The sequence below is a fragment of the Bradyrhizobium sp. Ses1 genome, from assembly GCF_059512365.1.
Window position 1 is genome coordinate 1 of sequence record NZ_JCAMOQ010000040.1, and the last position, 12,601, is coordinate 12,601.

Genomic DNA, 12,601 nt, shown 5'->3' on the forward strand with positions numbered 1-12,601 from the left:
TCAAGAAGGAGCGGCCCAGAGAAATTCAGGTTGAAGTCGACATCGCTGCTTCTCCAGATCGCTTTGTCTTGTGCGGAGCCGTTACCTACGAACCCGGTTTCGACGTGAACGACGTTTGTGAACCCCTCGGCGTTCAGCAGGTCTCTGACGACGTAGACAGGCGCGATGCAAAGGCTTGGGCTCTTCGCGAGGCGCAGCGTAGTGGTCTCTGGCGGCGGATCGCGCTCTTCGGCCCTGAGCCGAGTGGTAATGCCCCAAAGCAGCGGAGCGGAGGCGGCGCAGCATCCCGCCAACAACAAGTTGCGGCGATTCGTAGGCATCGGGACCGCCTCGAGAACCTTAGGGTTACTTCCGGGGGCCGAACTTCGGGCCGAGGTAATGTGCAGGAGAAAGGGCCCGCTCTCGATAAAAATATCACTGCTGCGCTACGTCGGATATGGCCGAGTACCTGACGTGTTTGCAATCGCAGCAATCTTCGGCCTCGGCCTAGGGGCAAGATCGGGCGTGAAGGCCACCATCCTACAATGTCGGGCCTTCCACAGACCGGTGACATGGCGGCTCTGCTGCGTTGTCGGCTTAGGGTCCAAAAAGCGTGGGCGTAGCGCCCGGCTCAAAACTTCCGGTCTCTCCCTGCGACCGGACGTGTGGCGCTACCGCGTCGGCGGCAGCGATGGGCCAGAAGGCGACATCGGCGCCCAAACCTAGAAATCTGGACAAACGACCACGAGGCTCGCAATAGCATCGAGGAACGCTAAGACGGAATTTGAGTCTTTGACCTATGGGCTTGAGATTGACGATTGCTGATGGTGATTCAACACGCTGGCCCACGCGCCAGCTCATCTCCCAGAAGCCTGCCTCGAGCCGGGTGGCTTCCTTGAAGATCGCAATCAGCTCTGTTTCGCGAGCCGGCGTGGCGTAGAGATCGGCGGAATGTTCCAAAGACGCCCGCGCCTTCGCGGCGACCTTCTGGTATGGCCCGCCGGCATACTCATCGATCCACATGCGCTAGGAATATCATCCTAGCGTCCGCATCGGGTCGAGATGCAAGCCGCGTCGCGATCTCCGCGTACCCGATCACGCAGGGGCGCCACCTTGAGTGCCGGAAGATCACCGCGCATTCCAGCATGCACGTAGCGTGTAGGCCAGCATCTCGACCGCTGGAGGGGTTTGTTCAAGGTCATGCGTGCCAAAATCGTTCACTTAAGCGCGTAGAGGTCGTCGGAATCGTCACCGATGGGCGAGGTCAGCTCAGGTCAATCGCGTCCCTTTGGCCGCGTGCCGTGATCTTCCGTTCAACACCTGTGAACGGACGTCGTCAGACCGCCCGGCATGTCTCAAACTTCACGGAAGCGGACCAATGTCCGGCCCCCTTACTTCGGATTGCGCGGGAACGGGATGAACCCGTCCCGGTTCGGCATTTTCACCTTGGGCAGCGACTGTGCGTCGATCACATCGTTCGATCCGACGATCCCGTTGAGATTGAGGATATAAGCCGATACCGCGTAGATTTCGTCCGCGGTGAGCGATTTCGACTCTTGGAATGGCATTGCGCGGCGGATGTAGTCGAACAGCGTTGTTGCATAGGGCCAGAAACTTCCCACAGTCTTTATCGGTGTTTTGTCCGGCGCCAGTGTGCCAATGCCGCCGACGAGCGCTCCAGCGAGCGGGACACTGGGGCTGATTCCCTTCTCGCCGTGACAGGCCTGACATTTCGCGACATAGATGGCTTCCCCCTCCATTGCGGTGCCACGACCAGGCGGCAGACCTGCGCCATCGGGTCCGATGCTGATGTCCCACGCTGCGATATCGGCGGGCGCGATCGGTTGCCCGAACTGCGGGGCCTGGGCGAGGGCCGCCGGTGCAATGGTCAGCATAGATACGCAGACTACTGCAATGGGTTTAAGCGTAAACATTGCTGGCCTCCCCCATCTCGTCGATGCGCCAGCTTGCGATGGCATTGTAGTGGTAGACCCCACGCAAGCCGCGCTCGTCGGCGAACAGCGCGCGTGTTGGCTGCACCATGCCCGTGTCGTCGGTGGCGCGACTCTGCAGCACGGCGGGACCGCCATTCCATTGCCACGCCGCGCGGAAACGCACGGGCGCCTTTGGTAGGATCGGGCCCTGCAAAGCTGCGGGCGCCCAGCTTCGTCCGCCGTCAGCCGACACGTCGACCCGCCGGATGCTGCCGTTGCCCGACCAGGCCAACCCGGAAATCTCGTAGAATCCCGGTCCCCTCAGCGCGAGTCCCGGCGACGGACGCGTGATGACGGATTTTACTTCGATCGGGAACACGAACTGCCAGGCTTTTTCATCCTTGAGCAGGATCGTGTATTTCGATGTTTCGTCTTTGGTCATGGCGGGGCCGGCAATCAGCTTGAGCCGGCGCAGCCACTTCACGTTCATGTTGCCCTCGAAACCAGGCAGCAGCAGCCGCACCGGGTAGCCGTTCGAAGGTCGCACTCGCTCGCCGTTCTGATAGAGACAGACGAGCGCATCATCCATCGCCTTGGTGAGCGGGATGCTGCGGCTCATGGCGGCGGCGTCAGCCCCCTCGGCGATCACCCAGCGCGCCTCAGGTTCGATGCCGGCTTCGTCGAGCAACGTGGAGAACCGCACGCCGGTCCATTCCGCGCAACCCAAGAGGCCGTGAATAGCCGCCACATTGAGCGGCTGGGCCTGAGGCGCGTTGAGCGCCTGGCTGTTGCCGCCACACTCGATGAACGCGATGCGCGATTGCATCGGATAGCGCGACAGCGCTTCGACCGTAAACACAAGCGGGCGCTTTACAAGTCCGTGGATCAACAGCCGGTGTTGATCGGGATCGATTTCTGGGACGCCGGAATGGCTACGCTCGAAATGCAGCCCGGATGGCGTGATCATTCCTTCGAGCATATGCAGCGGCGTGCGTGATGCGCCGACACCGGCCGGGTTGGGGGGCGGCGGAAAGACTTTGACGACCTTGCTCTCGAACGGTGAGGGCTGGCCGTAGCCCTCAAATCCGCGACCTGGCACCTTCATCCATGGCTGCACCGTAAGTGGTTCTGCCGATCCGCGGGATAGGCCCGCGCCGGTCGCACCGACAACGATCGTGCCTTCGAGAAAGAGTCGGCGGCTTAGAATACCATTGCCGGCCGTCGGATCGCCTGGTTCGGGACGAGTTTTTCTAACCATGAGCAGGACTCCCTGGTTGCGCCCGAATGAACCCGCGTGTCCGCGCGCACGGCCAGCGCTCGGTGAGACCGGCACAAAAGGACTGTCGGTTTTAATGAGAGTGTAATGCCTGCCGATGGCATTCCTGCCATTCGCGTCGGACGGAGACGTCGGCACCTCCCGTCTCGGAAAGCCGCTCTCAAGAACACTACGCTCATCCAAAAGACCTTCAAACTGGCAAGAATGTCGCACAAGCAATCTGGTCAAAACCAGTGTCTCTGATGTCCGAGTTGGGTCTTGGTTGTGTGGAAACGGATAGCTGGAAGCTGCCGTGGTCGGCCATCGTTGTAGGTCACGGATGTTTCCGCGTCGGATCGGCCCAGGTGGTTACAGCGCGCCGTTGTCGTGCATTTGGAGGTACTTCCGGCTTCAGGTGGCGCGGATGGCTGCAATCAGGCTCGTTTTGCCGACGATGTTCATCACCCGTGTGAGGTTATAGGCAAGGACGTGTAATGCCATCTCGGCGGCGACGTTCCGTAGACGCTTCATCAGGAAATGGGTCGCACCCATACGGGCCTTGATCGTGCCGAAGGGATGCTCGACGGTCTCGCGTCGCGTCCGCATGGCGTCGGGATTGGAATCAAGCCGTCGCTGGACCTCCTCGACCACATGCTCATGCTCCCAGCGCGTGATGCGGCGCTCCTTGGACGGCGTACATTGGCTCTTGATCGCGCAACTTTGGCAAGCCGCCGTCGACCAATAACGGCGCAGCGACATCCCATGCTCGACGTTGGTGTAGTGATAGGGCAACAGCTGGCCGGACGGGCAGCGATAGACGTCCTCTTCAGGCAGATAGGCGAAGTCCTGTTTGCCGAACCGGCCCTCCGCCTTCGCGCCTGACGTCATGGGCTTGGGCAAGGTGACTGCAACGCCAGCCTGTTCACAGGCCAGTATCTCCTGTCCGTCAAAGTAGCCACGGTCGGCGACTGCCTCGAGCTTGTCCACTTCGAGCACTTCTTTGGCTTGTTTCGACATCCGCGCAAGCTGCCCACGGTCGTTGCCGACGTTTATGACCTCGTGCGTAACAATCAGATGGTGTTCGGTGTCCACGGCGATCTGGACATTGTAGCCGACAACGCCCGATCCGCGTCCGCTGGTGGCCATCGAACGGGCATCCGGATCGGTGAGCGATATCTGGTGATCCGGCGTGTTGCGCATCTGCGCGTCAAGCACTTCCAGACGGCTCATCTCCTGCTTCAGTCGAGCGATCTTTTCCTTGATCCTCGTCGTCTTGATGGTAATCGCTTCCGAAGGCTCCTGCCGATCGGCGCTATCGAGTTGACGCAGGTATCGACCGACGCTTTCCTCGATCTGCGCCATCCGCCTCGCCATCTTGGCATGCGTGAAGTTGCGGTCGCGGTTGTTCACCGCCTTGAACTTGCTGCCGTCAATCGCGACGCCTGGGGTCTGCAACAGGCCCATTTGCCGGCATAGTGCAACGAACTTCGCGCAAACCTTCCGGATCGCCGCGCCATTGTCCTTCCGGAAATCGGCGATCGTCTTGTGATCGGGAGCCAGGCGGCCGATCAGCCACATCACCTCGACATTGCGGCACGCCTCACGTTCCAGGCGGCGACTGGACTGCACCCGATTGAGATAACCGTAGATGTAAAGCTTCAGAAGGACCGCCGGATGATAGGAGGGCCGGCCCGTCTCCTTCGCGATCGCACGCGCGAACCCGATTCCATGTAGGTCGAGCGCCTCGACAAACGCATCGATCACATGGACCGCGTTGTCCTCGCTTACCCAATCCTCCAGGCATTCCGGCAGGAGCGTCAGCTGAGATCGATCCGCGCCTTCAACGAAACGACCCATCCGCATCCCCCATCAGGAAACCGAGGGATCGTAGCCGACTCGTGACTTTTCACACAACCTGGGTCACTCGCGTCGTTTTCGGCCCGTTCGAGGGAGGTCTGGTTAGCCCTTAACAGCGGCGGAATAGTAGACATCCACCAACCGCCGCTTAGGGCAATAGCGACTTAGAGCGGCGTCCGGCCTACCCGGTGAGCTGACGTGCGATCTTCAATCCGAGTTTCGGCCATGGGCAAGACCGGACATGACGCCGTCGCGCGTAGTTGTCCACGACGATATGGACAGCGAGCCCCTCAGGGATTTGAGCGTCGATCTCTTTGAGGAACTTCAAGAACTCGACCGCCCGATGGCGCTTGTAGCATTTGCCAATGACAAACCCGGAAGCGACGTCGAGCGCGGCAAAAAGCGTGGTCGTGCCATGCCGCACGTAGCTGTGCCTGCGACGTTCCGGTACGCCAGGCATCATCGGCAAGACCGGTTGCTCGCGATCGAGTGCTTGTATTTGACTCTTTTCATCAACGCTGAGGACAACGGCTCGGTTCGGTGGGGACAGGTAAAGCCCGACAATATCGCGCACCTTGTCGACGAACAGCGGATCGCTCGACAGCTTGAATGTCTGGCTGCGGTGCGGCTGCAAGCCGAACGCCGTCCACATTCGGCGGATCGTGGTGTGAGAAAAGCCAGTTTCCGCAGCCATCGAGCGGATCGACCAGTGCGTCGCGTCGGGCGGCGTTGTACGCAATGTCCGCTCGATTACCTCAGCAACCTGATCGTCGTTGATGGTGCGAGGGCGGCCAGGGCGGGCCTCGTCGAGCAGGCCGTCACAGCGATCCTTACAAAAATCGGCGGCGCCATTTGCCAACGGTCTGTTCATGGAGGCCGAGTTCGGCGACCACAGACTTGCTTGGCAAGCCATCTGCGCACCGCAGGATCGCGCGGCATCGCTCAGAAAGCGATCGGGTTACACGATGACGACGAACTTGCCTCTCTAAATATGCGCGCTCGTGCGAGCTCAGCACCGACGGCTCGATTGGCCGGCCTCTCACACCTGCATTCGCCACAAGCGCTCTCCTCCACAGAGATTCGAGCCATCATATAATGTGACGAACTTGCGTTCCAGATGACTAGATCAACCGGTATCTTTCTCCGCAAGCTGTATCTTCACTTTGAGCATCAGCTATGCCTCATAGATCTCGCAGGCACGATTGAGTTGACGGATCAGCCGACGCTGATCGGAACTTCAAGACATTCGTGTTCCCGTGCAGCGACCAGTGGCGTGGTGCCAGGGCGATTCATCTGGGCATCCGCCCTCTCCGAGAGCGACCGGCGTTGCGCAGCCTCTCGGGTCTTCTGAAGTAGCGCCGCGTACACGCGGCGATTGCTCTTCGTTGCCTCGGAAGGCTGCGGGAGAGGCGAAGCCTTGATCTCGCCGACGACGGAGAGCTTGGTCACATAGGTGCGACCAAGATCACGCACGTCAGCCGACAGCTGGATCAGATGGTGTGAATAATGCGCAAAGGCCCCAGCAACGCCGATATAACGACAGCAATACGTACAAAGTGTCTGGGAGCTTCACACAGTCAGCCCGGCCAGATTCATCAGCACTCTGATTAGGCCCGCGACAATGCCGAGGGCCAGGACACTGGCCGCCCAGATCAGGACGAGCCAGCCGACGCGGCGAAGCCATGTCTGTGCCCCGATGGGAGGGCGCGCCCCCATCAGTGATAGCCTTCGCCGGCCCTTACCTTGCCGCGAAACACGTAATAGGACATTGCGGTGTAGGCGAGGATGAACGGGATTACAAAAAGGGCGCCGACCAGCATAAAGCCCATGCTTTCCGGAGGCGCAGCGGCCTCCCGGATCGATATCGCCGGCGGAATGATATTTGGCCACAGGCTGATCGCGAAACCGGTATAGCCCAGGAACACGAGCAGGAGCGCGAGCAGGAACGGCGTTGCGTGCGTCTCGCTCCGAAGCACGCTCATCGTGACCCAAGTCGTGGCGACGACAAGCACCGGCACCGGCGAGAAGATGACGATGTTGGGAAATGAAAACCACCGGGCGGCAATGCTCGGATGCGTGAGCGGAGTCCAGACGCTCACGATGACGATCGCCGCAACAAGGACGAGCGTCAGCGGACGTGCCAACGCCTTCAGCCGGTGCTGGAGTTCGCACTCGGTCTTCATGATGAGCCAGGTGCAGCCAAGCAGCGCGTAGGCCACGATGAGGCTGACGCCTGTGAAGAGACTGAATGGACTGAACCAGTCAAGACTGCCGCCCTCGTAGGAGGCCCCGGTCACCTTGAAGCCGTTGATGAAGGCGCCCAGCGCCACGCCTTGCGAGAAGGTCGCGATGTAGGAACCCCAGGCGAATGCCTTGTCCCAGAAAGGCCTGTGCGATTCGGCCGCCTTGAAGCGGAATTCGAAGGCGACACCCCGCCAGATCAGACCCGCCAACATGAAGAAGACCGGAATGTAGAGCGCGCTGAGCAGCACGGAGTAAGCGAGCGGGAATGCCCCCATCAGGGTAGCTCCCCCCAGAACCAGCCAGGTCTCATTGCCATCCCAAACCGGCGCAACCGTGTTCACCATGGTGTCACGATCGCCCCTGTCGCGGATGAATGGAAAGAGAATGCCTATTCCGAGATCGAAACCGTCCATTACCACGTACATCATCAGCCCGAAGCCGATGATCACGGCCCACATGACGGGAAGATCGATACCCATTGCCGTTATCTCCTCGTGCTGGCCGGCGACTCAAGCGCCGGATCAATACGGTCGGGAACGGCGGACATAGGACGCGCTGGTCGCCCGCTTTGTGCTTCCGGTTCGGGTGGGTGCTCGCCTTGCGGCTGGGGGCCTTTCGCCACCAGCATCACAATGTATCTGATGCCTGTGCCGAAGACGGCTAGATACATGACGATGAACACGATTAGCGTTATCGAAAGTTCGAGCGTCGAGTGGTCTGACACCGCATCCTTCGTCCGCATCGCACCATAGACTACCCAGGGCTGGCGTCCGATCTCCGTGGTCAACCATCCGGCCAGTAGCGCCACCAGACCAGCGGGGCCCATCAGCACCGCAAAGCGTAGAAAGAGCTTCGACTGGTAGAGCTCATGGCGCCAGCGCTCCCAGGCGCCCCAAAGGCCAAGCAACAGCATGAGGAAGGCCAGCCCAACCATGGTCCGGAAGGTCCAGAAAACGATCGGCGAGTTCGGCCGGTCCTCGGGGGCGAAATCCTTCAGCCCGCGAATCTGATCGTTCCAGCTATGGGTCAGGACGAGGCTGCCTAAATGAGGAATTTCCAAAGCGTAACGTGTCGTCTCGGCAGTCATGTCGGGCCAACCAAACAAGATGAGCGGCACGCTCTCGCCCGGCTTGTTCTCCCAATGACCCTCGACCGCGGCGATTTTCGCAGGCTGATGCTTAAGACTATTAAGCCCGTGTTGGTCACCGATAACGATCTGTACCGGCGTGACGATAAGCACCATCCACATGGCCATCGATAACATCGTGCGTATGGCTGGCGTGTCGTGCCGTTTGAGCAGATGCCACGCGCCAGATGCCCCGACGAACAGGGCCACGCAAAGGTAGGCCGCAACCGTCATGTGCGCGAGGCGGTATGGGAAGGACGGGCTGAAGATCACCTTCAGCCATTCGACCGGCACGACCCGCCCGTTGACGACCTCGAAACCCTGCGGTGTCTGCATCCAGCTATTGGAGGCGAGAATCCAGGTGGCCGAAATGAGCGTCCCGAGCGCCACCATGAGGGTGGCGAAGAAGTGCAGGCCCGGCCCGACCTTGTTCCACCCGAACAGCATTACACCGAGAAATCCGGCTTCAAGGAAGAAGGCCGTCAACACCTCGTAGCTGAGCAGCGGGCCCGTAATGGAGCCTGCGAAGGCAGAGTAATAGCTCCAGTTGGTGCCGAACTGATAGGCCATGACGATGCCGGACACGACGCCCATGGCGAAGTTGACGGCAAATATGTGCGACCAGAAATGATAAAGGTCGCGGTAGACGGTATCTTTCTTCCACAACCACAGGCCTTCCAGTGCCACGAGATAGCTCGCAAGGCCGATGGTGATTGCCGGGAAGATGATGTGGGACGACATCGTGAATCCGAATTGGATCCGCGCGAGTTCCAGTGCGGTCAGGCCGAACATGGCTGCTCTCCTTCAGCACCTTCGGATGCGACCCCGAACCTACCGCCCCTCCAGACGGCAAGGGCTCGGATGCCAGGGAATGAGATGGCGTGTGAAGACCGAGGGAAACTTAGGACTTGGGTCGTGTGCGGTCCAGCCTCAAAACCGAAGGCGCTCGACCTCACAACCCGCCGCTCCTGCTTGCTACCTGAAGCTTTGCTGCAGGTTCTGGGGAACCCCATCTACCGCTTCAAACGGATAGGACTGGAAGCCGGGCCGTTATCGCAATGGCTTTTCAGCGCGCTTGCTGAAGCAGGTTTGCCGGCAATCTGTGTCGGGACACGGCACATGCGGGCGGTGTTGCAGGCGCAGATCAATAAAACCGACCGCAACGATGCGCGCGGCATGGCGCAGATGATGCGGGCTGGACTTTATCGCCCGGTGCATGTGAAGACGCTCCGCAGTCAGAAACTGCGAATGCTGCTGACCGTCGCAAGCTGCTGCCTTTCTCCGGCTCTTCGAGTACGTATGAGTACGCTTGTCCTGACAACGCAAGCACCAGAGGATCATCCTGGTCGAGCTGTATCGCTCGTTCGGCAAGCTGCCGGGTTTCAGCCCGCTCTTGGGCAGCATTCCTTGTCCACCCCCACGCTTACTTCTGTCCAAATGTCCTCGACCATGCCGTCGGCAAAGTACTCCTGCTCCGGATCGGAGCTCAAATTGATGAAGGGGAGAGCGGCGACCGAAGGTTTATCGGGAAGCGGGAGGGCGGTTTCGGCTGTTGCGCCGGGTATCGGTGGCCGCGACGCTTGCGGGCCTCTGCGCTTCCCGCACTCTCCCGACGAAACGGAAGCCCTTGCGTGGCAGGGTTTTGATGAGGCGCTGTTCCTCACCGGAATCGCTATCGCTCTGGTGGCGGTCATCCGCGGGGGTTATCAGCGTGCCACCGGGCGACTTGCATATGCTGAAAAGTGTGTTGCGCGATTGGAACGACGAGCAGGCGCTGGCGATCCTGCGAAGCTGCCGGGCTGCCGTCACACCAAATGGTCGGGTATTGGTGTTAGAGCGCATCATCGGTGCCCTGAATGTTGCGCCCGCCGAGAAGTTTGGCGACCTCAACATGATGGTCGCTGCGAGCGGGCGGGAACGCAGTCACTAGGAATTTGTCGACCTATTCGCCGCAGCGGGGAATGCCCTCAAGCGAGTGCTACCGACGGGCACGCAGTTTGCATTTCATCGAAGGGGCCTGCGTCTGAGCGCATGCAATGCCCAATTGTCAGGCTACTCAGGGATATTGCGGAGTCTGGGGGTCGTGCGGAAAAGACGGTCCCACCGCATTCGCATTGTGCCTGCAGGACCAAACGCGGTGTCTTAATAGCGGGCCGCTTGACCAAGGCGGCCCGCAGCAAACAACCTACACGACCGGCTGCTTGTTCTTGCTGATGTTGTCCAGGAATTGGCGATCAAGATTGAGGTGCGCTGTGACGAGATTACGCGGCGAGAGCGCCATCCATTGCGCGAGCGAAATGTCCTCGAAATGGGGCGCGCGGAACAGTTCGAGGAACCGGAGCGGATCACTGCCGGTGTTCTCGACATAATGCGGCATGGACAATGGCACGTAGCCGACATCGCCGGCAAGATAGTCGAAGGTGCGCGCAGCACCTTGTGCGGCGAACACGGTCATGCGCGCCTTCCCGGAGATGTAGTACTGCCACTCGTCGGCATTCGGGTGCCAATGGATCTCGCGCAGGTGGCCTGGCTGAACTTCGACCAGCGCTGCAGCAAGGTTTGTCGAAATAGGAAAATTGCTCGAATCGGCAATCCGTACAGTACCGCCGGGTGCTTGGGTGGGCTGCATCTGCATCAGGCGGAAACTCATGTTCCTATCCCGCGGAAGCGGCCCAGCGGGGCTCTGAATCCTGTCTTGCTCCAGCGAGGGTGGCTCCGCGGCTGGAAAGATGAACTTCTCGTGCTTCGGAATGTCGTCGAAGACCTTCTTGTCGACCATGAAGTTCTTGGCGAGAACCTCCGGCGGGAAGTGCGCGAACATGTCAGTTATCGCGAAAGTGCTATCCTCCGAGAAACCACCGTCCGTGAAGGCCAACAAGAATTCGGTACCTTCCGGTGAGAGGCCTTGGATAGAATGCGGTATTCCACCGGGAAAATACCAGAGATCCCCTGGACCGACGTCGTCCACGAAATTGTGCCCGTCCTTGTCGATCGCGGTAATTCTGGCCTTGCCGGCCAACATAAAGGCCCATTCGTCAGGCTTGTGCCAATGCAGTTCGCGCACGCCTCCAGCGGTTAGACGCATATTCACGCCGGCGATCGTGGTCGCAATTGGCATTTCGCGTTGCGTGACTTCCCGTGACCAGCCGCCTTCGCGCATTTTGACGTGCGCATCGGCAAAAGCGAAACGCAAATTTGGGATTCCCCCGCTGTCGGTTTCGGGCGGCCGCAGGATATCGGGATTCTGCGCTTCCCGGGCTGCATTATGCGGACCGAGTATCGGTGCACCGCGCTTGCCTTCGACCGGTTGCTCTTGAGCTGACGCGGCCGTTGCGCCAAGGGCGACGGCACCGGCGAGGAGAGTTCTGCGTGTCGGATTTAACATGGGCGGGCTCCCGTTCTGGATGTGCCCCAGTCCCAGCGGCGCAACGCAGGAATTGAACGCCAGTTCCTATGCCCACCGTCGTGCAAAGCCCACAGCGTGCATCGTGCCACTCGCGCAGATGTAATGCGCGGTCGCGATTTCCGCGCCTGGGGCGGAGCTGGAGCCGCCTTCGAGAGGCAGTATGTGCCAACCGATGCCGGGTCGGGATCGTGTCCCGCTACATCGCTTCAGCGACGCCGCAGAAATCGCCAGGCGGCGCTCGACAATTCCTCCTTCATGACCGGATCGGAACTGGCCATCGATGGCGGCATATCGCAGCTTTGACATTCCCAATGCGACATGGCGGCGGCTGGGAGATCGGCCGCCGCTTTTTTCAGTAGCATGGTCCGGTTCGGGTCATCAGCGTCGTTTAGGCCATTGGTCGGTCGCTTCCGGTCTAGCCCGATGAACGGACATGGTCAGAGTCCGTGGCATGTCGCTGAAGGGCCAAGAGGCGACAGTCTACGCGTAGTTTGATATGAAAGACGCCACCAACTGAGTTGGTCTAAGAGGATCAATTTGTCATGCTGCGGGTTCGATGCGCTACTCATGGCGACCAACCGCAAACCTTGGTCTGCCAGCATATCGTTCAAGGGTTGATAGACCGACGGCGCGTCGGCTTCTTTTGGAGCGTAGACGATCCCAATAATCCAAGGGGAGACGCTTGGTGCTCCGATTGCAACGATAGAGTGAAGCTAACAGGCGAATGGGTTGGACCTGCGCTTGAACACCTGCAGCCAAAGGTTTTGTGTGGTGAATGTTATGACTTTGCCAAGGCGTTT

The 12,601-nt window shown here is 60.0% G+C and carries 8 protein-coding genes and 5 pseudogenes; 2 read left to right on the top strand and 11 right to left on the bottom strand.

What is annotated here, in order from left to right:
* The 9 genes and pseudogenes from AC5ZG5_RS32560 to AC5ZG5_RS32600 form a co-directional block, all read right to left on the bottom strand.
* A pseudogene (locus AC5ZG5_RS32560) lies at nucleotides 1-299 on the bottom strand (ABC transporter substrate-binding protein); the annotation flags it as partial.
* 511 nt (nucleotides 300-810) lie between these two features.
* Nucleotides 811-1,179, bottom strand: a pseudogene (locus tag AC5ZG5_RS32565) (thiaminase II/PqqC family protein); the annotation flags it as partial.
* A 191-nt stretch (nucleotides 1,180-1,370) separates the two neighbouring features.
* Nucleotides 1,371-1,913, bottom strand: coding sequence for a c-type cytochrome (locus AC5ZG5_RS32570; protein WP_456647160.1), 543 nt, complete (start codon nucleotides 1,911-1,913; stop codon nucleotides 1,371-1,373).
* The gene (soxC, locus tag AC5ZG5_RS32575) at nucleotides 1,900-3,327 is read right to left on the bottom strand and encodes a sulfite dehydrogenase (protein WP_456647159.1); all 1,428 of its coding nucleotides are present in this window, start codon (nucleotides 3,325-3,327) and stop codon (nucleotides 1,900-1,902) included. The genes AC5ZG5_RS32570 and soxC overlap by 14 nt, the downstream gene beginning before the upstream one ends.
* Before the next feature lie 252 nt (nucleotides 3,328-3,579).
* Nucleotides 3,580-5,025 (bottom strand): IS1182 family transposase, encoded by a 1,446-nt coding sequence (locus AC5ZG5_RS32580; protein WP_456647158.1) that lies wholly within the window; start codon nucleotides 5,023-5,025, stop codon nucleotides 3,580-3,582.
* A gap of 223 nt (nucleotides 5,026-5,248) precedes the next feature.
* Nucleotides 5,249-6,083, bottom strand: a pseudogene (locus tag AC5ZG5_RS32585) (IS630 family transposase); the annotation flags it as partial.
* A 511-nt stretch (nucleotides 6,084-6,594) separates the two neighbouring features.
* Complete coding sequence (locus AC5ZG5_RS32590; RefSeq protein WP_456645837.1) at nucleotides 6,595-6,741, bottom strand: DUF2474 domain-containing protein; 147 nt, start codon at nucleotides 6,739-6,741, stop codon at nucleotides 6,595-6,597.
* Nucleotides 6,741-7,748, bottom strand: a complete 1,008-nt coding sequence (gene cydB / locus AC5ZG5_RS32595) for a cytochrome d ubiquinol oxidase subunit II (RefSeq protein ID WP_456645838.1) — start codon at nucleotides 7,746-7,748, stop codon at nucleotides 6,741-6,743. The genes AC5ZG5_RS32590 and cydB overlap by 1 nt, the downstream gene beginning before the upstream one ends.
* Nucleotides 7,749-7,753: 5 nt before the next feature.
* Nucleotides 7,754-9,187 carry a cytochrome ubiquinol oxidase subunit I gene (locus AC5ZG5_RS32600; RefSeq protein WP_456645839.1) on the bottom strand — a complete coding sequence of 478 codons (1,434 nt, stop codon included), beginning with the start codon at nucleotides 9,185-9,187 and terminating at the stop codon, nucleotides 7,754-7,756.
* A gap of 234 nt (nucleotides 9,188-9,421) precedes the next feature.
* Here AC5ZG5_RS32600 and AC5ZG5_RS32605 point away from each other — a divergent pair.
* Nucleotides 9,422-9,655 (top strand): annotated as a pseudogene (locus AC5ZG5_RS32605) (IS110 family transposase); the annotation flags it as partial.
* A gap of 161 nt (nucleotides 9,656-9,816) precedes the next feature.
* Here AC5ZG5_RS32605 and AC5ZG5_RS32610 read toward each other — a convergent pair.
* Nucleotides 9,817-10,066, bottom strand: a pseudogene (locus AC5ZG5_RS32610) (adenylate cyclase 3); the annotation flags it as partial.
* A 61-nt stretch (nucleotides 10,067-10,127) separates the two neighbouring features.
* Between AC5ZG5_RS32610 and AC5ZG5_RS32615 the strand changes: the two are divergent.
* Nucleotides 10,128-10,325 (top strand): methyltransferase, encoded by a 198-nt coding sequence (locus AC5ZG5_RS32615; protein ID WP_456645874.1) that lies wholly within the window; start codon nucleotides 10,128-10,130, stop codon nucleotides 10,323-10,325.
* A 255-nt stretch (nucleotides 10,326-10,580) separates the two neighbouring features.
* Here AC5ZG5_RS32615 and AC5ZG5_RS32620 read toward each other — a convergent pair whose 3' ends face one another.
* Nucleotides 10,581-11,780 (bottom strand): oxalate decarboxylase family bicupin, encoded by a 1,200-nt coding sequence (locus AC5ZG5_RS32620; RefSeq protein ID WP_456645840.1) that lies wholly within the window; start codon nucleotides 11,778-11,780, stop codon nucleotides 10,581-10,583.
* Nucleotides 11,781-12,601: the final 821 nt, after the last annotated feature.

Bases quoted from the DNA above. Each gene is read 5' to 3' on its own strand.
- cydB (WP_456645838.1), bottom strand. From the start codon at position 7,748: ATGGGTATCGATCTTCCCGTCATGTGGGCCGTGATCATCGGCTTCGGG.
- AC5ZG5_RS32615 (WP_456645874.1), top strand. From the start codon at position 10,128: ATGCTGAAAAGTGTGTTGCGCGATTGGAACGACGAGCAGGCGCTGGCG.
- AC5ZG5_RS32590 (WP_456645837.1), bottom strand. From the start codon at position 6,741: ATGGGGGCGCGCCCTCCCATCGGGGCACAGACATGGCTTCGCCGCGTC.
- AC5ZG5_RS32600 (WP_456645839.1), bottom strand. From the start codon at position 9,187: ATGTTCGGCCTGACCGCACTGGAACTCGCGCGGATCCAATTCGGATTC.
- AC5ZG5_RS32620 (WP_456645840.1), bottom strand. From the start codon at position 11,780: ATGTTAAATCCGACACGCAGAACTCTCCTCGCCGGTGCCGTCGCCCTT.
- AC5ZG5_RS32570 (WP_456647160.1), bottom strand. From the start codon at position 1,913: ATGTTTACGCTTAAACCCATTGCAGTAGTCTGCGTATCTATGCTGACC.
- AC5ZG5_RS32580 (WP_456647158.1), bottom strand. From the start codon at position 5,025: ATGGGTCGTTTCGTTGAAGGCGCGGATCGATCTCAGCTGACGCTCCTG.